Origin of the sequence: Rhodococcus sp. 14-2483-1-1, from assembly GCF_002259335.1 — a bacterium.
Classification (GTDB): Bacteria; Actinomycetota; Actinomycetes; order Mycobacteriales; family Mycobacteriaceae; genus Rhodococcoides.
The window spans coordinates 15511-40684 of record NZ_NPFX01000010.1; the positions used below are offsets into that span (position 1 = coordinate 15511).

The 25174-nt window shown below is 65.4% G+C and carries 25 protein-coding genes and 1 tRNA gene; 19 read left to right on the plus strand and 7 right to left on the minus strand.

Annotated elements, in window-relative coordinates:
• Positions 1-32 precede the first annotated feature (32 nt).
• Positions 33-905 carry a cell division protein ZapE gene (gene zapE / locus CH294_RS08160; protein ID WP_094737602.1) on the plus strand — a complete coding sequence of 291 codons (873 nt, stop codon included), beginning with the start codon at positions 33-35 and terminating at the stop codon, positions 903-905.
• Positions 906-1448: 543 nt separating this feature from the next.
• Entirely contained in the window at positions 1449-1673 is a 225-nt protein-coding gene (locus CH294_RS08165) for a hypothetical protein (RefSeq protein WP_094737603.1), read from the plus strand.
• A gap of 233 nt (positions 1674-1906) precedes the next feature.
• Here CH294_RS08165 and CH294_RS08170 read toward each other — a convergent pair whose 3' ends face one another.
• On the minus strand, positions 1907-2407 hold the full coding sequence (locus CH294_RS08170; RefSeq protein ID WP_094737604.1) for a GNAT family N-acetyltransferase: 501 nt from the start codon (positions 2405-2407) through the stop codon (positions 1907-1909).
• Between the two features lie 195 nt (positions 2408-2602).
• Between CH294_RS08170 and CH294_RS08175 the strand changes: the two genes are divergently transcribed.
• The 4 genes from CH294_RS08175 to CH294_RS08190 all read left to right on the plus strand — a co-directional run bounded on the left by CH294_RS08175 (position 2603) and on the right by CH294_RS08190 (position 5482).
• Positions 2603-2977, plus strand: a complete 375-nt coding sequence (locus CH294_RS08175) for a hypothetical protein (protein WP_141216471.1) — start codon at positions 2603-2605, stop codon at positions 2975-2977.
• A gap of 84 nt (positions 2978-3061) precedes the next feature.
• Complete coding sequence (locus tag CH294_RS08180; protein WP_094737606.1) at positions 3062-4153, plus strand: LLM class flavin-dependent oxidoreductase; 1092 nt, start codon at positions 3062-3064, stop codon at positions 4151-4153.
• Entirely contained in the window at positions 4143-4601 is a 459-nt protein-coding gene (locus tag CH294_RS08185; protein ID WP_170944642.1) for a MarR family transcriptional regulator, read from the plus strand. Before CH294_RS08180 ends, CH294_RS08185 begins: the two co-directional genes overlap by 11 nt.
• A complete protein-coding gene (locus CH294_RS08190; protein ID WP_094737607.1) occupies positions 4598-5482 on the plus strand; it encodes a pirin family protein in 885 nt (294 codons plus the stop codon). The genes CH294_RS08185 and CH294_RS08190 overlap by 4 nt, the downstream gene beginning before the upstream one ends.
• 16 nt (positions 5483-5498) lie before the next feature.
• On the opposite strand, the gene CH294_RS08195 is transcribed toward CH294_RS08190, so the two are convergent.
• Together CH294_RS08195 and CH294_RS08200 are read right to left on the minus strand one after the other, a co-directional pair.
• Entirely contained in the window at positions 5499-6023 is a 525-nt protein-coding gene (locus CH294_RS08195) for a ribonuclease H (RefSeq protein ID WP_037151792.1), read from the minus strand.
• Positions 6024-6135: 112 nt separating this feature from the next.
• Positions 6136-7329 carry an MFS transporter gene (locus CH294_RS08200; RefSeq protein WP_037151795.1) on the minus strand — a complete coding sequence of 398 codons (1194 nt, stop codon included), beginning with the start codon at positions 7327-7329 and terminating at the stop codon, positions 6136-6138.
• Between the two features lie 122 nt (positions 7330-7451).
• Between CH294_RS08200 and CH294_RS08205 the strand changes: the two genes are divergently transcribed.
• From CH294_RS08205 to CH294_RS08225, 5 genes are all read left to right on the plus strand, one after another.
• Positions 7452-8384, plus strand: coding sequence for a DNA-3-methyladenine glycosylase (locus CH294_RS08205; protein WP_094737608.1), 933 nt, complete (start codon positions 7452-7454; stop codon positions 8382-8384).
• Between the two features lie 51 nt (positions 8385-8435).
• Complete coding sequence (locus tag CH294_RS08210) at positions 8436-9380, plus strand: aldo/keto reductase (protein ID WP_094737609.1); 945 nt, start codon at positions 8436-8438, stop codon at positions 9378-9380.
• A 115-nt stretch (positions 9381-9495) separates the two neighbouring features.
• Positions 9496-10743, plus strand: a complete 1248-nt coding sequence (locus CH294_RS08215; protein ID WP_094737610.1) for a multidrug effflux MFS transporter — start codon at positions 9496-9498, stop codon at positions 10741-10743.
• Positions 10744-10753: 10 nt separating this feature from the next.
• Positions 10754-11269, plus strand: a complete 516-nt coding sequence (locus tag CH294_RS08220; protein ID WP_094737664.1) for a DUF309 domain-containing protein — start codon at positions 10754-10756, stop codon at positions 11267-11269.
• A gap of 56 nt (positions 11270-11325) precedes the next feature.
• On the plus strand, positions 11326-12051 hold the full coding sequence (locus CH294_RS08225) for a hypothetical protein (RefSeq protein WP_141216472.1): 726 nt from the start codon (positions 11326-11328) through the stop codon (positions 12049-12051).
• On the opposite strand, the gene CH294_RS08230 is transcribed toward CH294_RS08225, so the two are convergent.
• On the minus strand, positions 12029-12793 hold the full coding sequence (locus CH294_RS08230) for a deoxyribonuclease IV (protein ID WP_037152447.1): 765 nt from the start codon (positions 12791-12793) through the stop codon (positions 12029-12031). The genes CH294_RS08225 and CH294_RS08230 overlap by 23 nt on opposite strands.
• Before the next feature lie 75 nt (positions 12794-12868).
• Here CH294_RS08230 and CH294_RS08235 point away from each other — a divergent pair, with 75 nt between their 5' ends.
• The 5 genes from CH294_RS08235 (at position 12869) to CH294_RS08255 (ending at position 20580) form a co-directional block, all read left to right on the plus strand.
• Positions 12869-13603: an ABC transporter ATP-binding protein gene (locus tag CH294_RS08235; RefSeq protein ID WP_032378575.1), complete on the plus strand. Its 735-nt coding sequence runs from the start codon at positions 12869-12871 to the stop codon at positions 13601-13603.
• Between the two features lie 53 nt (positions 13604-13656).
• The gene (locus CH294_RS08240; RefSeq protein ID WP_094737665.1) at positions 13657-16179 is read left to right on the plus strand and encodes an FtsX-like permease family protein; all 2523 of its coding nucleotides are present in this window, start codon (positions 13657-13659) and stop codon (positions 16177-16179) included.
• A 190-nt stretch (positions 16180-16369) separates the two neighbouring features.
• Entirely contained in the window at positions 16370-18910 is a 2541-nt protein-coding gene (locus tag CH294_RS08245) for an alpha/beta fold hydrolase (protein ID WP_094737612.1), read from the plus strand.
• A gap of 102 nt (positions 18911-19012) precedes the next feature.
• Entirely contained in the window at positions 19013-19945 is a 933-nt protein-coding gene (locus CH294_RS08250; RefSeq protein WP_249305152.1) for an alpha/beta fold hydrolase, read from the plus strand.
• Positions 19942-20580 carry an LON peptidase substrate-binding domain-containing protein gene (locus tag CH294_RS08255; protein ID WP_094737613.1) on the plus strand — a complete coding sequence of 213 codons (639 nt, stop codon included), beginning with the start codon at positions 19942-19944 and terminating at the stop codon, positions 20578-20580. The genes CH294_RS08250 and CH294_RS08255 overlap by 4 nt, the downstream gene beginning before the upstream one ends.
• 53 nt (positions 20581-20633) lie before the next feature.
• Here the strand turns inward: CH294_RS08255 and CH294_RS08260 are convergent.
• Positions 20634-20707: transfer RNA gene (locus tag CH294_RS08260), tRNA-Met, on the minus strand.
• 73 nt (positions 20708-20780) lie between these two features.
• On the opposite strand from CH294_RS08260, the gene CH294_RS08265 reads away from it, so the two are divergent.
• Positions 20781-21560, plus strand: coding sequence for an enoyl-CoA hydratase-related protein (locus CH294_RS08265; RefSeq protein ID WP_094737614.1), 780 nt, complete (start codon positions 20781-20783; stop codon positions 21558-21560).
• Here CH294_RS08265 and CH294_RS08270 read toward each other — a convergent pair.
• Complete coding sequence (locus CH294_RS08270) at positions 21543-22160, minus strand: DUF998 domain-containing protein (protein ID WP_170944643.1); 618 nt, start codon at positions 22158-22160, stop codon at positions 21543-21545. The two genes, CH294_RS08265 and CH294_RS08270, sit on opposite strands and share 18 nt — an antisense overlap.
• 69 nt (positions 22161-22229) lie before the next feature.
• Between CH294_RS08270 and CH294_RS08275 the strand changes: the two genes are divergently transcribed.
• Positions 22230-22793: a TetR/AcrR family transcriptional regulator gene (locus tag CH294_RS08275; protein WP_170944644.1), complete on the plus strand. Its 564-nt coding sequence runs from the start codon at positions 22230-22232 to the stop codon at positions 22791-22793.
• Complete coding sequence (locus CH294_RS08280; protein ID WP_052058508.1) at positions 22790-24175, plus strand: AarF/UbiB family protein; 1386 nt, start codon at positions 22790-22792, stop codon at positions 24173-24175. The genes CH294_RS08275 and CH294_RS08280 overlap by 4 nt, the downstream gene beginning before the upstream one ends.
• A 21-nt stretch (positions 24176-24196) precedes the next feature.
• Here the strand turns inward: CH294_RS08280 and CH294_RS08285 are convergent, their stop codons facing one another.
• Positions 24197-25174, minus strand: a complete 978-nt coding sequence (locus CH294_RS08285; RefSeq protein WP_032378580.1) for an NADPH:quinone oxidoreductase family protein — start codon at positions 25172-25174, stop codon at positions 24197-24199.

Consider the following 25174-nt stretch of genomic DNA (forward strand, 5'->3'; position numbering starts at 1 on the left):
AATGTAGAGCCTGTCGGCGTACGGTTCGGTTTATGAGGCCGACTCCGCCGCGATGCACCTTCGACACCGACTTCATCCTGGACGATGCCCAGCCCGCAGCAGCCGACGCGCTGTCCACGCCCGGCACGAAGGGCCTCTATCTGTGGGGTCCGGTCGGACGCGGTAAGACCTGGCTGCTCGATACCTATTTCGAGAACATCGACGTCACGGCCAAAAAGCGCGTCCATTTCCACAGCTTCTTCCGCGACCTGCACGCGGCGTACTTTCGCCGCAACTTCTCGATCGACGCGGCCATCGACGACATCCTGTCGACAGAATCGTCTCCTGCATCACTGCTGTGCTTCGACGAATTCCACGTCCACGACATCGGCGATGCCCGCCTCATCACCCGCATGCTCGACGCGCTCTTCGCTCGCGGCGTCGTCCTGGTCGTCACGTCGAACTACGCGCCCGACGAGTTGCTGCCGAATCCGCTGTACCACCCGACGTTCCTGCCGACGATCGAGAAACTGAAGGAAGAACTCGACGTGGTCTGCGTCGACGGTCCCGTCGACTACCGTTCCGGCGGCGCCAGCGGATCGCGATTCGCTTCGGGGAGTTGGAGTCTCGAGCCGGTCTTGGGTGGTCATACGTTTGCCGAGTTGTGCTGCGCCGCTCGTTCGACAGGTGACTACCTCCAGATGATCGAGACGGCAACGAGTGTGACGATCACAGAGATTCCGGCTCTTGCGAGTGTCGACGAGTTCGCCGCTCAGCGCTTCGCGAATCTCGTGGATGTCCTGTACGACCGGGACGTACGGACCGACTTCCACGCTCTCGTCCCGCGGCATGAATTTGCCGTCGGGTGTGCCGGTCTCGACACCGATCGATTGGTCAGTCGGCTCAGTGAATTGGGGTCTCCTTAACGCCAGTGCGCGGCGGACAGCGTCCGGATCCCCGGCTCGCAGTAGCTCTTCGCCGCGAGCGAGGAGAACAACCTCGTTGCCGTCGAGCGCGAGCCCGCGGCATGCCAGTCCGGCCCGTTCCCACAGTAGAACGAGCTCGAGTATCAGCCGCGCGAGAGTGGCGTCGGGATTGCGGCCGATGCTCCACGACCAGTTACTGACTCGAATTCCGGCGTCTCGGGCGAGCGATTCACCCAGCCGCGCGCCTGTCATCAACGGGTACGGGTCGTCGATCACCGGCACGAAGGCCGAGACAAGCAACTGCGCGGCAAGATCTCTACGATCCTGCCGAAGCAGTGTCTGCACTTCGATCGCCTGCGTGTTGTCTTTCTTGGACACACGGGCAGCTTAAGTGCCGTCGGGGTGAAACTCAGCCAACGGCGTTCCGCGCTCGGTACGGTCATCGAAGTCGCGCGGCTGTCGCGCTCGGTGTAGTTGCCGCAGCCGCGCGACTGGACTGAAGAACTACTTCAGCACAACTAAGCCAGGGATGTGCCAACGACCATGACGAAAAACGAAGACGCACATGCCGGAAAGCCTGAGGCCGTCGAGGAACCGGGAATCGACTATCTCGAAGAACCCGTGATCGATGGGCCGGAACCTCGGACCCGCGCAGAGTTCGTGCGGGACTCGAAACCGGACTCGAACACGGTGCGACAGCTCCCTCAGCCCATCGGCGAGGAGGGAAGCGCCGGCCTCGGAGATGAGTCGGTGGCGGAGCGCAATTGACCGCCACCGCCGTCGAATGCCCGAACACATCCGACGAGAAGCGAACTGCGCTCTAGTGCGTCCGGGACATCCACCCCGTGGAACACGGGTGCTTGTTCTTCATCGGCTCGGCGAAGCACAACGGGATCGCGACATCGGATACGAAGAGTTGGGCGTGGACCGGTATCTGTTCGTGCAGCGCTTCTGACTCAACGCCTCGCAGTGCGCGTCGGTGCACGCACGCTGAGACGAAGCTATTCCGCAGCAAGCAGTTTGGTCATCACGACTTCGTGCTCATGGGGAGCCAAGGGGTAGGGAACTCTGTCACCGGTGGCGCTGAATCCTCTGCGCCGATAGAAGGCCTGGGCGCGTTGGTTGTGCTCGTGCACCTCCAGTGTCAGCTGGTCGTGCCCGCGTTCGCCGGCCCACCGCTCGATTTCGAGCAGCAACGCTTCGGCCAAGCCTTCGCCGCGCAGGAGAGGCGTCACGTAGACGCCGAGCAGAAACGTCCTACCGTCCTCGACCCGCGCCCGCATGATCCCTACCCACCGACCCGCGTCGTCCACCGCGGCGAAGCCACACGAGAACGCAGAATTGGTTTCGGCGGCTCGCCGCACCCAGTCGTCATCCGATTGCCGCGACGCAGCATCGAGAGTCTCGACGAACGCCTTCGGCGAGTCTGCCAACATCTCGAGCCGAAGAGCGCGGAACAGCGGCCAGGACTCAGCCGTGACGGGAACGATGCGAAACGCCATGACGTCGATGCTAGGGAAAGAGTCAGGCCGAGACGGACCCACAAATTAAGGGAGACACCCACTACTGACGGCGGTCGGGGGCGACAGCAGCAGCGGGTGTCTCATTGACCATTCGGGGCCCGTCACCGGGTGGATGGGTATCGGATGGGAAATTCTTTCGAAGTTTTTTCACCCGCCCGGGCATAGCCTGTGACCATGCCTTTCACAGCAGCGAACCACTACGAGTTCAGTGGCGACGACATCACCGGAACCGTCGACGCCCATCGATCCGCCGGCGTCTGGGCGGCGCAGCTCGTCCTCAGTGGTGAGACGCTGGAATCCACGGACGTCACCCGCTCCGATCTGGGATTCGAGGTGCGCACCCTCGTGAAGACTCTCTCGGACGGCAACCGGACCCACCTACTCATCGTTCTGCCGCGTGTCACCATCGATACGGATGACGGCCAAGACGTCACGTTCACCTCCTACACAGTGCTCTACACCGTGCACGGCGGGTCCTCCGAGCAGCACGGCGCTGCCGAGTCGTACGACGTGCGTTCGCTCGTCGGAACCGCGTCGCTCGTCCAGTAGTCGATACGGAATAGCCCGGACCACGCACCGGTTGTACGACGTAGTCGATGCAAACGCATGAACTTTGTTCGGTAGGAGCGCACCATGCAGTTCGGAATTTTCTCTGTCGGAGACGTCACGACCGACCCCACGACAGGTGTGACGCCCACCGAACACGAGCGCATCCGCTCGATGATCACCATCGCCGAACATGCCGAAGAAGTGGGCCTCGACGTTTTCGCCACCGGCGAGCACCACAACCCGCCGTTCGTGCCGTCGTCGCCCACAACGATGCTCGGCTACATCGCGGCCCGAACCGAGAAACTGATTCTGTCCACGTCGACCACGCTGATCACCACCAACGACCCCGTGAAGATCGCCGAGGACTACGCGATGCTCCAGCATCTCTCCGAGGGACGCGTCGACCTCATCATGGGTCGCGGCAACACCGGTCCGGTCTACCCGTGGTTCGGCCAGGACATCGGTCAGGGAATTCCGCTGGCGCTGGAGAACTACCAGCTGCTCCGACGACTGTGGACCGAGGACGTCGTGAGCTGGAAGGGTAACTTCCGCACCCCGCTCGACGGGTTCACGTCGACGCCGCGTCCACTCGATGGCATTGCGCCGTTCGTCTGGCACGGGTCGATCCGCAGCCCGGAGATCGCAGAGATCGCCGCGTATCACGGTGACGGTTTCTTCGCGAACAACATCTTCTGGCCGAAGGAGCACTACATCCAGCTCATCGATCTCTACCGGGAACGCTACGAGCACTACGGCCACGGCCGTGCCGACCAGGCCATCGTGGGACTCGGCGGTCAGGTTTTCATGCGCAAGAACAGCCAGGACGCGGTGACCGAGTTCCGGCCGTATTTCGACAACGCACCCGTCTACGGCCACGGTCCCACGATGGAGGACTTCACCGAGCAGACGCCGCTGACGGTCGGATCTCCGCAGCAGGTGATCGAGAAGACGCTCGCATTCGCGGACTACTTCGGCGACTACCAGCGTCAACTGTTCCTGATGGACCACGCGGGTCTGCCGTTGAAGACCGTGCTCGAACAGCTCGACATCCTGGGCGAGGACGTGGTGCCGGTACTGCGGAAGGAATTCGCTGCCCGACGCCCCGAGGGTGTTCCGGAGAATCCCCCGACTCACGCGTCGATGCTGGCGGAGAAAGAAGCAGCTGTTGCCGTCTGACACAGAGTTGTCGATCGAGGCCTGGGAGGCACTGTTTCGCTCCCAGGTCGCCCTGATGCGCCGGTTCACGGCCGACGACATCTGGGATCCGATCGGCATGCGTGAGTACGACGTGTTGTTCACCCTGAGTGCCAGTCCGAATCACAGACTCCGATTGCACGAACTCAACGACGAGATCCTGCTCAGCCAACCGTCGCTCAGTCGGATGTGCGACCGCCTCGCAGCGTTGGGTTACGTTGCCCGAGAACCCGATCCGTCGGACAAACGCGGGACGGTCATCTGCCTGACCGATGCGGGAGCACACGTGCAGACGACGATCGGACGGAAACACGCCGCCCGCATCAGACGGTACGTCGGCGATGCTTTGAATGCCGACGAGCTGAAGACACTCCACAGTCTGTGCACCAAGCTCAGACTCGCCCAGACCGACATCCGGGAGAACACATGATCCAGGTCCTCACCCCTCGTGAAGTTCCACTCGGCGGTCCCCGCGCCATGAAGGTTCGACGCACCCTGCCCCACAAGGACCGATCCCTCATCGGCGCATGGTGTTTCGCCGACCACTACGGCCCGGAACGCTCGCGCATGGATGTCGCACCGCACCCGCACACCGGATTGCAGACGGTCAGTTGGCTGTTCTCGGGCGAGATCGAGCACCGCGACAGTGTGGGTTCGCATGCCATGGTCCGGCCCGGCGAACTGAACCTGATGACGGCCGGGCATGGCATCAGTCACTCCGAGGTCTCCACCCCGCAGACCGACATCCTGCACGGCATGCAGTTGTGGGTCGCCCTTCCGGCCGTATCCCGTTTTGTTGCACCGACATTCGAGCACTACGTGCCCGAACCGGTCACTGCACCCGGACTCGCCGCCCGGGTGTTCCTCGGCACCGTGCTCGGCGAGACCTCGCCGGTGTCGACGTACACCCCACTGCTCGGGGCAGAGATGGTGCTCGACGCCGGCGCGCGGGTCACTCTCGAAGTCGACCCGACGTTCGAGCACGGGATCATCGTCGACCGAGGATCGTTGACCCTGGCCGACGCCGATCTGAGCGCTGCCGAACTGGGTTATGTCGAACCCGGTGAACACGAACTGCACCTGCACAATTCGACGCAGGAGCCGGTTCGGTTCCTGCTACTGGGCGGCCCGCCGTTCGGCGAGCAGATCGTGATGTGGTGGAACTTCGTCGGCCGCAGTCACGAAGACGTCGTCGAGTATCGAGCGGCCTACGAGGCCGAGAATGGCCAGTTCGGCACAGTCGAGGGCTATCCCGGGCCGCGGCTCCATGCGCCCGAACTTCCGAACGCCCGCATGAAACCTCGCGGCTGACTACCGAGCACGGCCGTCAGAACAGCGTCGCGATCTCCGGCTCCGAGGACTGCGGTGCAGCACTCCCAGCAGGCTTGGTCACGGCCGGCTTGGATCCGGCGTTTGCACCCGCTGCTGCGATGGCACGCGCAGCTTCGCCTGCCAAGGCGTCGGCTGCTTCGTTGAAATGATTGCCGACGTGTCCACGGACCCATCGGAACCGTACGGGCCCTTCACGGTCGGTGATGGCCCGCTCGATGTTCTGCACGAGCTCGAGGTTGCGTACCGGAGTGCCGCTCGCCGTCTTCCAACCCTTGCGCTTCCAGCCGGCGAGCCACTCGGACGCACACTTGATTGCGTACTGAGAATCGGACTCGATCAAAAGCGGTTCGGGGCCGGGGTGAGCCAGAACTGCCTCGAGCAGGGCACGGAGCTCGGCTACCTGGTTGGTGCCCGAGGGCTCACCACCGGAGTTGCTCGGCCCCGTGTGATTGACCCACGCCCACCCGATTGCTCCGCCGGGGTTACGCAGACACGAGCCGTCCGTACTCACGATGATCACGGTCTCAGACCCTACGTCGGGCCACCGACAAACTCCGGGTGACTCGCTCGAGAACATCGAGTTACTTGGCGGCCGTCTGCGCTGTGCCGAGAACCGATCTCGGCGAACCTGGTCACGACGTGCCGGTACCCGTGGCCCTTCGGCCGTCGAGGGTGAGCAGCACGAACGCCACCGCTGCCAGCGCCGCGATCAGCGCCGAGAACACCAGACCCGCAGTCACCAGTCCCCACTCCGTCGCCGCAGCCCCGGCTCCGATCACCGGGACCGAAATCGCAACGTAGAGCACGACGAAGAAGGTAGAGGTCACTTCGGCGCGCCGGTGCGGCGGAAGCTGCGCACCGATCGCGGCCATCCCGTTGCTGAACGTCACGCCCTGCCCGATTCCGCAGAGCAGCGCCGCGCACACCAACACGATCAGAGACGTCAGAAGCAGCGACGCGGCAAGCAGCACCAGACCGAACACCAAGACCAGGCATCCCCAGCGCTGAGCCGAGGTGGGATCGGCTGCGCGCAGCGTGATCTGGGCGGTAGCGGACGCGGCGAAGACGGCGAACACCACCGCACCCGTGATGGCGTGATTGTCGATCCCCAGCACACCGGCGATGAATCCGGGTGAGACGGCGGTGAACAATCCCAGTACCGCGAACCCTGCGAAACCACCCACCGCAGCGCGCAAGAACGTGCCGCGCACCTCCACCGGAACGGACAGACGCTGCACGTGCGGACGCGCACCGGCGACGACTCGGACGGTTTCGGGCGCGAAATACACCGCCGCTGCAGCCACGAGAAGCAGCGCGATGTCGACGAAGAACGTCAGCCGCAAGGGCTGCGGCAGGTATTCCACCAACAGACCTGCCACCAGCGGCCCAAGACCCAGACCTCCGATATTGGCGGCTGTGGCGATCGCCGGAGCCCGATCACGCCACGCGTCGGGAACCAGTTCGAGCAGGGTCACCGTGGCGGTACCCACGAAGATCCCGGCGGAGACACCGGACAACACGCGCCCGATCACCAGGGCCGTCAGCGAGTCCGCGGTCACGAACACCACGGCACTGACGAGACCGAAGGCGATGGCCGCCAGCAACATCGGACGCCGACCGAGCGAATCGGACCAGCGACCGAAGGCCAACAGTGCCCCGAGCACGCCGACGGCGTACGCGGCGAACACCAATGTGACGACGAAGACGGAGAACCCGAATTCGACCTCGTACAACGCGTAGAGCGGCGTCGGCATCGTCGTGCCCATCATCGCGACGACGAACGCGAATGCGACCCCGACGAACGATGCTGCCCTCGATCGAGTCACGGTTGTCCTCCTTGTCCGGGTACACGATATTTCCCGTCGACTCCGCCGAAGGTGTTGACTGGGCTCTGCCAGAGATACACCGTCGACGCTGGTCCTGACAGTCCGGGAGGTGACGAACCGCAATGTCCGACGCCACCGGGTCGAGCGGAACCGTACGCGTCGTCACGTCCGAGAAGCGGCTCGACGTGCGGATGTCGCTGTCGCCGTTGCGTCGGGGCCGCGGCGATCCCACCTACGAGTCGACGCCGGACGGCGGAATCTGGCGCACGTCGAGGATGAACTCGGGTCCGGTGACCTACCGTCTGACCCAAGCGTCGCCGACCAGCGTCCAGGCCCGAGCATGGGGCCCCGGCGCACTCGAACTGCTGGACGCGGTGCCCGCGCTGCTCGGCCACGGCGACGACGCCAGCACATTCGTACCGGAGCACTCGATTCTGCGAGAGGCTCACCGGCAGCTGCCGCACCTGCGTCTCGGCCGAACCGACCTGGTTCTCGAGGCGTTGATCCCGGCGATCATCGAGCAACGTGTACACGGCATTTCGGCGTTCGGTTCGTGGCGGTATCTGGTGAGCAAGTTCGGCGAGAGCGCACCGGGGCCGACTCCCAAGCCGATGTTCGTCTTCCCCACACCCGACGTGTGGCGTCGTATCCCCTCATGGGAATACCACCGCGCCAACGTCGACCCGGCCCGGTCGAAGACCATCGTTCGCGCCGCGCAGGCGGCCGGACGCCTGGAGGAGGCGTCGACGATGACACCCGAGGATGCGCAACGCAGGCTGCGGGCGATCCCGGGCGTCGGCATCTGGACCGCGGCAGAGACCGCGCAGCGCGCCCTGGGGGACCCCGACGCGTTGTCGGTCGGCGACTATCACCTGGCTGCGGTGGTGGGTTGGTCGCTGTTGGGCAGGCCCATCGACGACGCCGAAATGGTCGAGTACCTGCGGCCCCTGGCTCCGCATCGACATCGCGCAATTCGCTTGCTGTATCTGAGCGGGAAGGCCACCAAGCCGAAGTTCGGTCCGCGGACCGCTCTGGTGGATCACACGTGGCACTGAGCCCTCGGCTGCTCGTACAGTCGAGTTGTTCGCCAACGTAAGGAGTACTTCGTGGTTGCCATCGGCACGTCCGACCTCGACATCTTTCCGCTCGCCCTCGGCGGGAACACCTTCGGCTGGACCAGCGACGAGGCTGCGTCCTTCGAGATTCTCGACGCCTTCACCGCCGGCGGAGGCAACTTCGTCGATACCGCCGACTCGTACTCGGCCTTTGCCGACGGCAACTCCGGCGGCGAGTCGGAGACGATCATCGGCAAGTGGACTCACGCTCGTGGCAACCGCGACGACGTGGTCATCGCCACCAAGGTCAGCCAGCATCCCGACTTTCGCGGGCTGGCCCCGGACAACATCCGAGCGGCCGCCGACGCGTCGTTGACTCGGTTGCAGACCGACCGCATCGACGTCTACTACGCGCACTACGACGACGACAAGACCCCGCTGGTGGAGTCCCTCGCCGCGTTCGACGAATTGGTCACGGCAGGCAAGGTTCGCTATGTCGCCATCTCGAACTACACCCCGGCGCGGGTGCGCGAGTGGCTCGAACTGGCGAAGGAGAACGGGTTCGCCGCTCCGATCGCGCTGCAACCGCACTACAACCTGGTCGCCCGCCGCGACTACGAGGGCGAACTGCAGAAGCTGGCCGTCGATCACGACCTCGGCGTGTTTCCCTACTTCTCCCTCGCCGCCGGATTCCTGACGGGCAAGTACCGCACCCGCGAGGACCTGGCCGGCAAACAGCGCGAGCGGCTGACCACGGGATACTTCTCCGATGCCGGGCTCGATGTGGTGCAGGGCCTGCGTGAGATCGCCGAATCGCGATCCGCGGAGATTTCGAGCGTTGCTCTGGCCTGGCTGCTGGCTCGTCCGGGCATCACGGCGCCCATTGCCAGTGCGAGCAAGATTTCTCAGCTGCCCGCCCTGCTCGACGCACCGGCCTTGGCTTTGACCAGTCAGGAAGTCGAGAAACTGACGGTTCTGTCCGACGCCGTGGCATAGAACACGAAAGTTGTGGTCAGCAACCGGGAACAGAACGAGTTCCCCGGTTGCTGACCTTCGGGTGGCCCCAGCATCGAACACGTCTTCTACGGACACAGTCGTAACCAACACACCGGTGACCGACATCTCGGCTCCGGTGAGCGAGCCGACGTCGCGGGAGCGCCTGCGGGTGATCCTCGTACTCGGCGCGCTCATCGCCCTCGGTCCGCTGACCATCGACATGTACCTGCCGGCTCTACCAGCCATCGCCGACGACCTGAACACTCCGTCGTCCGCCGTGCAGCTCACGCTCGCCGGCACGTTGGTCGGGCTCGCCCTCGGCCAACTCGTCATCGGTCCGCTGTCGGACATCGTCGGGCGACGGCTTCCCCTGATCGTCGGTACCGGCGTGCACATCCTCGCTTCCGTGGCCTGCATCGTGGCCCCGAACATCGCCGTGCTCGGTGGCTTACGCGTCGTGCAGGGTCTCGGAGCTGCGGCGGCAGCGGTAGTGGCGATGGCCATCGTGCGCGATCTGTTCACCGGCCGCGCTGCCGCCACCGTGCTGTCGCGTCTGATGCTCGTCATGGGCGTCGCGCCCGTGCTGGCTCCGTCGCTCGGCGGTGCCGTGCTGCTGGTCGGATCATGGCGTCTCGTCTTCGCTGCGCTGGCGATCCTGGGCGTCGGCCTGTTGACGTTGGCGATCGTGTCGCTGCGCGAGACCCTGCCACCCGAGCGTCGTCGGGCCAGTGGCGTCATGCCGGTGTTGCGTACCTACCGCTCGCTGCTGCGTGATGCCCAGTTCGTCGTACTCGTCCTGGTCGCCGCACTGGCGATGTCGTCGCTGTTCGCCTACGTGGCCGGGTCTTCGTTCGTGCTGCAGGAGGAGTTCGGCCTCGACGAGCAGCAGTTCGCGATCGTCTTCGCTGCAGGCGCGATTTCGCTGATCGGTGCATCCCAGCTCAACGTCCTGCTGCTCGGACGCTTCGCACCGGTACAGATCGTCCTGTCGGCACTGTCGTTCGGCGTCGTCGCCGGCGGAGTCATGGTGGCGTTGGCGGTGACCGGGACCGGCGGTATGGCGGGATTCGTCGTCCCCCTGTGGTTCGTGCTGGGGGCCGTCGGATTCGTGATGCCCAACGCGCCTGCACTCGCCCTGTCCCGGCACGGCGAGGCCGCTGGTGGTGCTGCCGCACTTCTCGGAGCTGCGCAGTTCGGTCTCGGTGCCATCGTCGCGCCCATCGTCGGCGCACTCGGAAACGATGCGGTGGCAGTGTCCACAACGATGGTCGTGACGTCCGCTGCAGCACTGATCGCCCTGGGCGTCATCACCGCGCGGTCGTCCGCGCGGCAACCTGCCGAGGGAGCAGCGCCTACCCACTAGGGTGACCGCCATGACCGAACGCGAGCGCGATGCGCGCGGTAAACCTCTCAATGCCAGGCCTCGCGACGGTCTCGGGCGGCCACTCGCCCGCGGCGGAAGCGGAATCCCACGCGTGCCCGACGACGTACGACTTCCGCCCGGCGCAGCTCTCGTCGAGGCGCAGAAATTCCTCGATGCGAACATGCCGTTCCACGCACACGAAGTACTCGAGGGCACGTGGAAGAGCTGCCCGACCGACGAGCGTCCGTTGTGGCAGGGTCTCGCCCAACTCGCCGTCGGGCTGACGCACCTCTTGCGCGGTAACCGCATCGGTGCCGCGTCGCTGCTTCGACAGGGACACGATCGCTTGATCGGCTTCGAAGCCGACCCACCGCACAGTGTCGACGTCAGCGGCTTGTTGGCCTGGTCCGAAGGGCTGCTCGACGACCTGGAGACCGGAACCCTGCCGGTCTCCCCTGGCATTCCGATGCTGCGCGCCACCGATCCGCACCGGGGTGTGCTGGCACCCGATTCCGGCTCGAGCTAGCCTGAGACAATTAGGTAAGGCTAGGACAATCTGCACCGGAAGTGGGGTTCGTCGGCGTGACCGTGTTCGCACCGCTGAGAGTCGCACGACAGGGTCTCTCAGGCGGGGAGACCATCAGCCCAGCTCAGCTCGGACGCACCCTGTGCACCGAGGTCGCCGAACAGGTTCCGTACTGGGTTGCCGTCCTGACCCCCGCCGAGAGGCCTCTGCTCGACGCCCGATCGGCATCGGGTCGTTCCGAGCAGGCTTCGGTGACGCTCGAACTGCCCCAGAGCCATCACCGACCCCATGCCCTGCTGCTCGCGGCGCTCGGGTCGGCGGTGTGTACGTGGCAGAGGAACAATCGGCGTGGCTCGTCGGCCGGCGTCCTGGTGGATCTGGACCTCGACGCCACGAACGCGGTGCACCCGGTTCGCCTCCCCGCCGTCCACACCGACGCGCTCGCCGTGCCGGCGCACGGCAAGAACCTCGTCGACGATGTCGCGAGGAAACTGGACTCGGTGCCGAACGGCGGCCGCGACTACGCGCTCACCCGTAACTATCCCGCGCTCGCCTCACGTGCCGGGGCGCAGATCATCGTGCGTGACCACACATCGACGGAGCCGAAGGACGGGTACGCGATCGATGTCAGGATTACCGTCACGGACGCCGGTACCGCGGCGGCACGGGTCAGCTGGGCCGGCGAACTGCAGGGAGTCGACGAGCTGATCCGACTCTGGTGGGTAGCCGTCCACCACCTGACAACGATGGCAACCGCCGCTACAGGCTCTTCAGCAGCCTGACGTCGTCCTCGATGCCCTCGGGCGGTGTCTCGAGAATCACCGGCGCGTCGGCGGCCAATGCGACGGCAGTCAGGATTTCGGCGTCGATGGTTCCGGTGCCGAGGTTCGCGTGTCGGTCCCTGGCCGAGTCGAACTCGTCGCGCGAGTTGTTCAGGTGCACCAGATCGATTCGTCCGGTGATGGCCTTGATGCGGTCGACGACGTCGACGAGATCCTCGCCCCCGGCCCACGCATGGCAGGTGTCGAGGCAGAAGCCGGCACCGAACTCGCCGATCGCATCCCAGAGCCGGGCGATGTCGTCGAAGTGACGCGCCATCGCCGAATCCCCACCCGCGGTGTTCTCGACGAAGATCGGCACCGCAAAGCCGCCCTGCTCGGCCTGACGCTCGAAGAGCTTGCGCCAGTTGTCGATTCCCTTGGCGGTGTCCTCGCCCTCGCGGACGTGGCCGCCGTGGACGACCAACCCGATGGCCCCGATCTCGGCTGCAGCAGCCGCCTGCTCGACGACGGCCTTCCTGGACGGGATACGAATCCGATTGTTCAAGCTCGCGACGTTGAGCACGTACGACGAGTGCACCACCACATCGACCGAGCCGGTCAACAGAGCCTCGCCCTGCGGGTGTGGTTCGAGCTTGTTCCACTTCTGCGGATCGGTGAGAAACATCTGGACGAGATCGACACCGAGCGCCTCGGCGGTACCGAGAGGGTCGGTGCTGTCGCGGACGTGTGCTCCGATGCGCATGACGTCCATCATAGGGGTCGTGTTCAGGGTCTCCCCTGATAGCAACCGGCGCAGAACACTGAAACACTGGAGCGTATGAGCGACATTGCCGCGCGCGCGGTCGACGTATCGAAGGTCTACGGTTCCGGGGACACCCAGGTGCACGCACTGTCCGGGGTGAGCGTCGAGTTCGCTCGCGGAGAATTCACCGCCATCATGGGCCCGTCGGGTTCGGGCAAGTCCACCCTCATGCATTGCCTGGCCGGATTGGACACCGCGTCGTCGGGCACGGTGACCATCGGAGACACCGAGCTGACGGCGCTCTCCGACAAGGAGATGACCGGATTGCGCAGGGACCGAATCGGATTCGTGTTCCAGGCATTCAATCTGGTGCCCACACTGACCGCGCTGGAGAACATCACCCTGCCACTCGACATCGCGGGCCGCGCCCCGGATCAGGGGTGGCTCGACACCGTCGTCGACCGACTCGGCCTCCGCGATCGCCTCGATCACCGACCCAGCGAACTCTCGGGCGGGCAGCAACAGAGAGTGGCGTGCGCCCGCGCGCTCGCCGGCCGACCCGACATCGTGTTCGGCGACGAGCCCACCGGCAACCTGGATTCCCGTTCCTCCGGCGAGGTCCTGTCGATTCTGCGCACTGCCGCAGACGAATTCGACCAGACCGTCGTCATCGTCACCCACGATCCACGCGCGGCCAGCTATGCGGACCGCGTCGTGTTTCTCGCCGACGGTGCCGTCATCGATCAGCTGAACTCGCCCACGGCCGACGCCGTACTCGAGCGGATGAAGAAGCTGGAGACGGTCCGATAATGGCGCATTCTGTCTCCAACAAGCCTCCACGACAAAAGTCGGCGGGCAATCCGATGCGCAAGGTGTCACTGAGAAACCTTGCAGCACACAAGGTTCGGTTGGCACTGACGGTTCTGTCCGTGGTCCTGGGCACCGCGTTCGTCGCGGGTTCGTTCGTCTTCACCGACACCCTCCAGCGCACCTTCTCCTCGTTGTTCGCCGATACTGCGCAAGGCGCAGACGTCCGAGTGAGCCCGGAGGACGCGCGCTCGAGCGGGGTGCCCAACGAGGACATCGCCGCGATCTCGGCCCTGCCGAACGTGCGCGCCGTGTCGCCGTACGTCGGCGGACAGCTCGTACTGCTCGGCTCCGACGGTGCCGCCGTGCAATCCGGTGGGGCGCCGACCATCGGCGAGTCCTACCTACCGGAAGACCAACGACTGGGCGATCCGACGACCTTCGTCGACGGCTCGGCTCCCACCGCTCCCGGGCAGGTCGCGATCAATGCCGGCGGTGCCGAGCGCGCCGGGTTGAAAGTGGGCGACGCCACCCAGGTGCTCGTGCCGTCCAAGGGCATCACCGATATCACGATTTCCGGAATCTATTCCACTGCAACAGAATCCGGCGGCTACATCGGAATCCAGTTCGTCCAGAGCCAGGCGAACGAGTTGTTCACCGACGGGGCCCACGTGCAGTACATCGACGTCGCGGGTAACGATCTCACCGCACAGGGGCTCACGCAGAGCGATCTGCGGGACGAGATTTCCGCGGCGCTCCCCGGCCTGAAGGTGCAGACGGCCGCGGACGTACAGGAAGAGACCCAGGCCGAGGTGGAGTCGGCCCTGTCGTTCATCAATTACTTCCTGCTCGCCTTCGGCGGAATCGCACTGCTCGTCGGCACCTTCATCATCTACAACACGTTCTCGATGATCGTTGCCCAGCGAGTCCGTGAGCTGGCGCTGCTGCGGGCCATCGGGGCCAGCCGCGGCCAGGTCAGCCGCTCGGTGGTACTCGAAGCACTCGTCGTCGGCGTCATCGGCAGCATCCTCGGCTTCGCGGGCGGAGTCGGGCTGGCCTACGGCCTGCGCGCACTGCTCAACGCCTTCGATCTGGGATTGCCGTCGGGGCCACTGGCACTCGAACCCCGAACCGTCGCCGTCGCCTTCGCGGTCGGCATCATCGTCACCGTCCTGAGCGCATACGCACCGGCGCGTCGAGCGGCCAAGATTCCGCCGGTCGCCGCGATGCGCGAGGAGTTCGCCTCGGCCGGCGACACCCTGCGCACTCGGACGTTCGTGGGCGTCGGGCTGGGAATCGCCGGCGCGGCTGCACTGGTCATCGGCGCACAATCGACCGGCGGAGCCGCGGCCGCGACGGTCGGGGCAGGTGCGGTCGCACTCATCGTCGCCACCGCACTGGCCGCGCCGTCCCTGTCGCGGCCCATCGTCGGTGCACTCGGTGCCGTCATCACCCGTCCGTTCGGAGCGATCGGACGGCTGGCAAGGACCAACTCCGTGCGCAACCCGCGTCGCACCGCGGCCACCGCCTTCGCTCTGATGCTCGGCCTCATGCTCGTCACCGTCATCGGCGTACTGGGGTCCACTGCGAAAGCCAGCGTCGATTCGCTCGTCGACACCGGTGTGGAGGCCGACTACATCCTCTCGGGCCCCCAGTCGATCGGCGTTCCGACCGGTGCCACCACAGCAGCGCAACAGGTGAACGGCGTCGACCGAACCGCAGTTCTGCACCCGGTGTTCGTCACGATCGCCGGCCAGGAGGAGTACGGAGCAGCCATCGACGGTTCGCCGGAAGGCCTGCTCGATCTGTCGATGGTCCAGGGCACCGCAGACCTCGACAGCAACGGCTTCTCGGTATCGGAAACCGAGGCCGCCGGCCGCGGATGGACGGTGGGCACCCAGGTCACCTTCGACACCGTCGACGGGGCTTCGGTGCCGGTCACCGTCACCGGGGTGTTCACCGACAATCCGCTGATCGGAAACTGGATCGTCTCGGGCGACATCTATCAGAAAGTGACGCCGTCCATCACTCGGTCGGATCTTCTGGTGCTCGTCAAGGCGGTGCCGGGGACCGATCTCGGGACGCTTCGCACCGACCTCGAGGCCGCCACCAAGCCGTTCGTCGTCGTTCAGGTTCAGGACGTCGAAGAGTTCAAGGGCAGCCAGGGACAACAGATCGACACCCTGCTCGCGGTGCTGTACGGATTGTTGGCACTGGCCGTCGTCATCGCCGTGCTCGGCATCGTCAACACGCTGGCCCTGTCCGTCGTGGAGCGTCGGCGAGAAATCGGGATGCTGCGGGCCATCGGCATGCAACGTCCACAGGTTCGCCGGATCATCTACCTCGAGTCGTTGCTCATCGCGCTGTTCGGCGCGATCGTGGGCGTCGTCCTCGGCATCGCCTTCGGCTGGGGATTCGTGCAGACCCTGCGCGACGAGGGCCTGGGAACCATGACCGTCCCCTGGGGTCAGGTGGCGTCCATGTTGGTGGGATCCGCCGTCGTAGGAGTTCTGGCCGCACTGTGGCCTGCTGTGCGGGCGGCTCGCACGAAGCCTCTGGAGGCGATCGCAGACCTCTAGCACTCCCGAATACTCCCGAACCCGACCGGGCATTTCGCAACGACACCTATTTGTTGTGAAATGTCCGGTTTTTGGCTTGCGCCGAAAGGTGATGCACGTCTACCTTTGAGACGGTAAAACAGTCTTCAAGTAGGTTTGCAGTCCGCAAACCAACTCTGACATCACGGGTCGGGCTCGTGCAAGGAGAATCATGTCGGTTCAAGACATCGATGCACCCACCCGTCCCGCACTGGCTCCACTGTGCCGGCCCGAGAGCCGCGACACGCTGATGGCGCGCTACCGGGAAGTCGCTCACGTCCTGCCGGACGCCGTTGCACTCTCCGTAGGCGGAACCTCGCTCACCTTCGACGAACTGCTGCACCGCGCATACTCGCAGGCCCGGAAGATCGCCACCCTCTTCCCCGGGGACTCTCGGCCGCTTGCCGTCGATACCGACGACACTCCGATCTCGATCGTGCTGATGCTGGCCGTCGTCGCCTCCGGTCACCCTCTCGTGCCCCTCGATCCCATGCTTCCCGCCGAGCGACGCGCCACGATCATCGACCGAGCCGGTGCGACGGCGATCGACGCTTCCACCGTTGCCGAGACCGTGGATTCCTGCGTGCCGCTACCGACACTGTCGGGTGATCACACCGCGGTGATCAACTACACCTCGGGATCGACAGGCACCGCCAAGGGCGTGATCCTCAGCCATCGCATGTGTCTGACCAAGGCATACGAGGTCGCCACCGCGTTGTCGGTCGGCCCGCACGATCGCATCGGAAATTCGCTGCCGGTCAGTTTCGGTGCCGGGTTGAACACGCTCTTCGCAGGGCTGCTCAGCGGTGCCGCGGTCCACTGCCGAGACCCTCGGTCGGGTGTCCCGTCCGACACCGCCGAATGGATCGTCGAACAGTCACTGACCACGCTGCACTGCTCCTCGTCACTTCTGCGCACGATCGCGGCAGCCGACCACGGGCACGCTGCCGTGCCCAGTCTGCGCGTGGTCACCACGTACGGGGAGTCCCTGCATTCCGACGACGTCGACAATTTCAGGCAAATGTTCGACGGGCGAGCCACGGTGGTGAACTGGTACGCGACCACGGAGGCGGGTGCCGTCGCCTACAGCGAGTTCCCTCCGGAGCGAACGCTGCCGTCCGGCTTCCTACCGGCCGGAAGGCCCATCCCCGGCAAGCTCGTAGAGGTCGTCGCCACCGACGGCTCGGTGTGTGTGCCCGACGCGATCGGCGAAGTCCGAGTCACGTCCACCTGCCTGGCCGACGGTTACCTCGGCGATGCCGGTCTGGATTCCGAACGATTCGCCGCCCTCGACGGTGGCCTGTTCCGGTACCGAACCGGCGATCTGGGGCGTCTGGACGAACACGGGACGCTGCATCTGGCCGGACGCATCGACGACGCCGTCAAGGTTCGCGGCTACCTGGTCGAGCCGGCCGAGATCGAGGCAGCCCTGCGAGCCATGCCGGAGATCGACGAGGCCGCGGTGATCGGCAGACACTCGGGTACCGACACCGACCTGGTGGCCTACGTGTGCTCGGCGGGATCGGCCAAGCGGCCCTCCGTCGGCGAGATCAGAGCGTCGCTGCGCCGGACCTTGCCGGAATGGATGGTGCCCACGCACATAGTTGCGCTCGACGCGATGCCGCGCAACGAACGCGGCAAGCTCGATCGCAGGGCATTGCCCGAGCCTGCGGATCGGCGGGTCGAGCGAACAGCGGCCGGGCCCACCGAATACATCGTCGCCGAGGCTGCCCGGGCTGCCATCGGCCTGGACTCCATCGGCCGAGACGAGGACTTCCTGGCTCTCGGCGGTAACTCGCTGACGACAACGGCGATGCTGGCCCAACTGCGGGACACGTTGAAGGTCGATCTCACGGCGGAGGACGTGTTCGCGGCGACGACCGTTCGAACGCTCGCAACGACGGTCGATGCCCGCCTGCGAGACGCGGCCACCGTTCGTCGACGCACGTCGGGCGAACACGACGTGCTGGTGCCCCTGCGCACCGAGGGCAGCAAGGCACCGATCTTCCTGATCGGCGGAGCCGGCGTCGGCGCGATGGCATTCCTCAAACTCGTCAAGCACATCGACGACGACCATCCGGTGTACGCATTGCAGGCGCACGGCCGGGGTAAGCGCGGACGACCGGACCGCACCATCCGGCGAACCGCGAGGCGATACGTCGACGCGATACGCACCGTCCAGCCCGAGGGACCGTTCCATCTGGTCGGCCATTCGCTCGGCGGGTGGATCGCCATCGCGATGGCCGAGAGAATCCGAGACTGTGGTCTCGGATCTCCGCACCTGCTTCTGTTGGACACCCGGCTGTTTCGGCATCTGCTGGACAAGCTGCCCGGCGGTACCGACGTTCCGGCTGCACCTCCGGCCCAGACGCGGGAAGAAGCGGGCTTCCACCTCGGCCGCCTCGGCACGGCCGCTCTGTGGATCCGCATGCAGTTCGCCGGGTTGCTGCGGTACCCGACGACCATGGAATGGTTGGTCTTCGCAAGCATCGGGTACGTGGCGTTGAACAAGCACGTGCCGACTCCGTGGTCGGGCTCGATGACCGTGGTTCGCACAGCGGAGAACGTGAAAGATGCCCGGTCGTGGCAGACAGTTGCTCGTGGTGAACTGACTTTCGTCGACATCAACGGCGATCACGGTGACATGCTGAGCGAACCGATGGCCGAGGAGCTGGCCAAGATCATCGACGACACCGTCGGCAGCGGGCACTGAAGCCCGGCAGCCCGTAGGACGGTCTGTCGCGACCGCGGTACAGCTTGTACGTTTGTGCCAGAAGGCGCGACAGGTCCGAACTATTCGACAGGGAGGCCGACAATGAGTTCATCGTACGAATTGCAGTCCGTGGAACTACACAAGGACGTCCTGCGTTACGTCGACATCGGCGACGGTCCGCCCGTGATCCTCGTGCACGGCCTGCTCGGGTCGCATCAATCGTGGGCCCCCCAGCTCGAGCGCCTCGCGCACAAGTACCGGGTGATCGCGCCGGACCTGTTCGGGCACGGCGAGTCCGACAAGCCGACCGGTGACTACTCGCTGAGCTCGCACTCGGCCACCATTCGCGATCTGATGGATCACCTGGAGATCGACTCCGCTCCCCTGGTCGGTCACTCCCTCGGCGGCGGCATCATCATGCAGCTGACGTATCTCTTCCCCGAACGGGTCGATCGCCTCGCTCTGGTCAGCAGTGGCGGCCTCGGCCCCGAAGTGAGCCTCCTGCTCAAGGCCGCGACGCTGCCCGGTAGCGAGTTGGTACTGCCGCTGCTTGCGTCCGATTGGTTCCGCAAGAACGCCGAGGGCGCACTGTCACAGCTGGGCAAGTGGGGCCTTCCGGTCAAGCCCGGTCCGAGCATGGCCGAGACCTGGCGATCGTTCCGGTCGGTCGCCGACCGCTCCACTCGCGAGGCCTTTCTGGCGTCGACGCGAGCAGTGGTCGGCCCGCGCGGTCAGACCGTGAGCGCCAAGCAGCATTTCGAGAAGTTCGAGTCGATCCCGTCTCTGCTCGTCTGGGGCGGTAAAGATCGCATGATTCCCGCCAAACACGCGGACAACATCCGACGCGAGGTGCCCAACAGCCGCGTCGAGATCTTCCCCGATGCCGGCCACTTTCCGCAGCTCGACGAGCCCGATTTCTTCTTCCGACTTCTGGACGAGTTCCTGGACTCGAACGGGCAGGGGAAGGACGTCGCGGCAGGGACCGACGCGCGTGAAGACATCACTCCGGCAGTCATGCCGCTGCAACGCCCGTGAGTGTCATCCCGATGTTCCCGCTCGGGAGCGTGCTGCTTCCCGGCGAACGTCTACCGCTGCACATTTTCGAGCCTCGCTACCAGGCGCTGGTACAAGACTGTCTGAAGCAGGACGACCCGAGCTTCGGCGTTGTGCTCATCGCGCGTGGCCACGAGGCCGGGGGCGGCGACGTTCGGCACGACGTGGCGACGGTTGCGCACATCATCGGACACGAGGCCACCGGTGACGGCAGGTACCTACTCGAGTGCGTCGGCGGCGAACGGATCCGGATCGACGCCTGGCTGCCCGACGATCCCTACCCCTTGGCAGACGTTCGACCGTGGGACGACGAGGACGCCGAGTCGGTGATCGCCGATACCGAATTCGACACCACCTGGGCGCGGGTCGAGGATCTGTACGAGCTCATCGGCCGACTCGAATCCACCGAAAACATTGCCACTCCGGGCTTTCCGGACTTTCTGAGCCTGCCGATCTCGGCCGCCGAGAAAATCTGGTCGCTGGCTGCACTGATTCCGATGGGTCAGTCCGATCGCCTCGACATTCTGTCGGCACCGGACGCCCGGGCCCGCAAGACGGCACTCGACGACGCCATCGAGAACGTCACGGCCGTCGTGCAGTTCAGACTGCAACCCTGATACGTACGAAACACGTCAGGCCCGACACGATGTGTCGGGCCTGACGTACGTAGTAGCGGGGACAGGATTTGAACCTGCGACCTCTGGGTTATGAGCCCAGCGAGCTACCGAGCTGCTCCACCCCGCGCTGTGTGTTCACAACCGTACATGCCATCCCGGCAGTCTCCCAATCGCCTGGTCAACGCTCTACGGTTCTCGGTATGCCCACCGAGTCTTCGCCTGTCCTGTCGTATCCGTTCGATGCCGTCGCACAGATCACGCTGAGCAACCCACCGGTCAACGCGCTGACCCGTCCGGCGACGCGGCGGCTGCATGCCGTTCTGCGAGAACTGGCTCGGGACGCCACGATTCGAGCGGTGGTCGTCACCGGCGAGCGGGTGTTCAGCGCCGGTTCGGACATCTCCGAAATGCCGGAGATGCAGAACGACGGTGACGTGCTCGCGCGCAAGAGCACCCTCGAGAACGCCACGCTCGATCTGCTGGCCGCACTGCCGCTTCCGACGGTCGCGGCGATCGACGGATTCGCGTTGGGCGGCGGACTCGAGATGGCGCTGTGCTGCGATCTTGTCGTCGCCGATGCAGGAGCTCGACTCGGACTGCCGGAGATCGACCTCGGCGTCATCCCCAGCAGCGGCGGATCGATGCGCGCGCTGCGCCGTGTGGGTCAGGCCCGCGCAGCCGAACTCGTCTTGCTCGGCGAGCCGATCACCGCCGAGACCGCGCTCGAGTGGGGTCTGATCAATCGGGTGGCGCCGCGCGGTGCATCGCTGTCGGTCGCCTTGGACCTGGCGCAGACGCTCGCTCGGAAATCCCGTTCTGCGGTGCACGCGAACAAGCGAGCACTCGAGCTCACCTTCGGGCCATCCCCGTACGAACCGGCACAACGGGCATTGCCGGTGTTCGAGGAAGCATTCGGGTCGACGGACGGGCGGGAAGGCGTGCGCGCCTTTCTCGCCAAGGAGTCACCGAGATTTCGATAGGCGTCGCTCCGCGAGAATCGTTGCGCCGGTGACGATCTCCCAACCGATGATGGTGTAGACCGAGATCCGCTCGAACGTTCCGCCGCCGAGGATGCCCGTGTCGGCGAGAAACAGCGCGAAACCTGCCAGCCCCGCGACACCGGCCAGGGCGCTGCCCGCCGTGTACCACCGCGGCGCTCCGACGCGGCCGCCGTACCGGCCTGCAGCCAGGAGCACCAGATTTCCGCCGATGATGGCCATACCCGCGCCCGCCGCGTGCGGTGCCGACGCTCCGTCGACCGAGGCATGCGCGAGCCCGACCACGATGCTGCCGACGCCGTGCACAACCGAGGTACCCAGCACGATCCACCGCGCTCGACCCTCGAACAACACCGACAATCCGAGGCCGGCAAGAACGAACAGCGTGCCGTCGACCACAAAACCGGTGTTCATCACCGAGTGCCACGGTGAGATGTCCGGAATCCCGAGGTCACTGATGTTGTTGCGCGCGTAGCTGTACGGCCGATCGGTCCAGCCCAGCGCCGCAACTGCTTCGGCGGCCAGATAGGTCACCCCGCCGACGAGAAAGGCTCCAGCGGCCGGCACCGTAGTTCTCTTCACAACTGCAGTATTCACTGCCTACTCGACCCCGATGCACCCGGCGTGTACCGATTGGTACAGTACCGGCTCATGAGCGATCGCCACGACGTGGTGCCGATACTCGCAGGGGTGTTCCGCGACCACGGGTTCGACGGTTCGTCTCTCGCGGTCATCAGCAGGCAGACCGGCCTGGGCAAAGGCAGTCTCTACCACTACTTTCCGCGCGGCAAGCAGGAGATGGCCGAGGCCGTCCTCGACGACGTGGAGCAGTGGTTTCACCACAACGTGTTCGAGCCGCTGCGGCACGGCACCGATGCCGCGTCGACCACGCACGACATGTTCGAGCAGACCGCCCGCTACTTCCGCTCCAATCGCTTGGTGTGCCTGTTCGGGGCGTTCACACTCGGATTGGAGCGCGCGGCCTTCTCCGGACGCGTCGCAACACATTTCGCGCACTGGATCGAGGCACTCACCCCGGTACTGAATCGCCTCGGACACGGCGAGTCGGCGGCCGAACTGGCCGAGGAGATCGTCGCCGGCATCCAAGGTGCGTTGGTGCTCTCGCGCGCATCGGACGACGAGACGAGATTCGATCGACTGTTGTCGCGGCTGGAAGCATCGGCCGCACGTCTGCCCGCAGGAGTGCACGCATGACGCGCGACGACACGACACCCGAGCCCGCTGTACCCGAAGCCTTGACGCCCGAGCCCGCACCCGAGCTGAGGACTTTCCGCATACGAGAACTGCTGCGGCTGATCGTCATCGGTTCGGTGTTGACGTACTTCCAGGTCGTCGCGATCGGACGCTGGGTTCGTGCGCCCCGACGCGGGTGGCCGGTACATGCATCGGAGGCCGTCGTCGACGCGTTCTTCGCTCTCGGACCCACATTCGTCAAAGTCGGGCAGCTCATGGGCTCGTCGCCGGGTCTGTTCCCGAAGGTCCTCGCCGATACGTGCCTGCGGTGCCTCGACGAGGTTCCACCGTTCCCCGGCTCGCAGGCACGCGCGGTGATCGAGGCCGATCTCGGCCGCGGAATCGACGATCTGTTCTCTTCGTTCGACGACGTGCCGCTCTCGTCCGCGTCGGTTGCTCAGGTACACCTGTGCGTGCGCCGCGACAACGGGCGCGAAGTGGTCATGAAGGTGCAGCGCCGGGGGATCTACCACCGCATGAAGATCGATCTACGGATCGCGTACCTCATCGCCCGCGGGCTGGAGAAGTTCATTCCGTTCTTCGCCACCGCCAATGCGTCGGCCATCATCGTGGACCTGCATGCTGCCACCTTCGCGGAACTGGACAGCGCCGTGGAGGCCAAGCGGCAGGACAGCTTTCGCGCGGCCATCGGCGCGTTCGGAGACAACGAGCACGTCACCGCGCCCGAGGTGTTCCTCGACTACTGCGGCGGCCGTGTCATCTGTATGGAACGCATGCACGGTTCGCCACTCGACCGCTACGAGCCCGGGGAGCAGTCCGAGCTCATCGTCCGCCGAGCGGCCAAAGTCTGGATGGAAGCGCTTGTGCTGCACGGCCTTTTCCACGGCGACGTGCACGCGGGCAACGTGTGGGTGCTCGACGACGGCAGGGTGGCGTTCCTCGACTTCGGAGTCATGGGCGAGGTGGACGAACAATGGCGCGCGCTGCTACTCGACCTGTTCCATGCCACCGTGATCGACGGCGACTTCACCCGGCTCGCAGGCACCGTCAAACGCCTGGGAATCGTTGCACCACAGATGGGTTCGGACGCCGAGGTCGGGGCGATACTGCAGTCGGTCTTCGCTCCGATGCTCTCGACGACCCTCGCGCACTTCAGTCTGGCGGACTTCATCCGAGCCCTGGTGAACATGGGCAAGCAGTACAAGACGTCGAGCCCCGAGGAGTTGATCCTGGTGGCCAAGCAACTCGGCTACTTCGAGAGATACGCCATCGAACTCGCACCCAACTGGGCTCTTGGCACGGACCCGTTCGTCTTCAAGAATGTCTTCCCCGCCGAGATAGCCGCCTTGGCCGAGGCGAGGGGCGTCGAACTGCCGGAGTGACCCGGCAGCCCGCACACCCGATCACAGACTGAAGTCGAGCACCACTTTACCTGCGGCAGTGCGGTTTTCCAGTGACGCGATGGCCGCAGCGGCATCGGCAGCCGGGAACACAGAGGGCTCGGGAGCGACGAGCGAACCGTCGGCGAGCAGCGGTTCGATCTCGGCCCACTGGGTGGCAAGGTAGCCCGGCCGCGTCATCCACCACGCGCCCCAACCGACGCCGACGACATCGACGTTGTTGAGCAGTAGCCGATTCACCTTCACCGTCGGAATCTCACCACCGGTGAAGCCCAGCACCAGAATTCGACCCGACGGTGCGAGCGATCGGATGCTGTCGGTGAACCGATCGCCGCCCACCGGATCCACGACCACATCGACGCCGCGTCCGCCGGTCAGTTCCTTGACCGCGTCCTTCCACCCGTCGACGAGAACGACGTCGGTGGCTCCGGCGGAGCGGGCGATGTCGGCCTTGGCCTCCGAGCTCACGACGGCGATCACCCGGGACGCACCGAGCACCGGAGCCATCCGCAGCGCCGAGGTTCCGATACCGCCGGCGGCACCGTGCACCAGCACCGTCTCGCCCGCCGCCAGCCGGCCGCGTTCACGCAGCGCGAAGTGCACCGTCAGGTCGTTGAACAACAGCCCAGCCCCTGCAGTGAGCGATACCGACTCCGGGAGTGCGAACACCGTATCGGGTGAGACCACGGCGACCTCGGCCATACCGTCGCTCAAGCCCGTCAGCGCCGCGACGCGATCGCCTGCCGAAAAGCCGGACTCCGCCGGTGCCGACCGGACGACACCGGCGATCTCGCTTCCGGGGACGAACGGCAATTCCGGCTTGTACTGGTACAGCCCACGGGTGAGCAGCGCATCGGGAAAGGCGACGCCCGCGGCATGGACCTCGATGACCACCGACCCGTCGCGCGGGGCAGGTTCGTCGATGTCCACCACGCTCACCGAGTCGGGTCCGTCGAGGCTGGAGATCTGTACCGCGCGCAT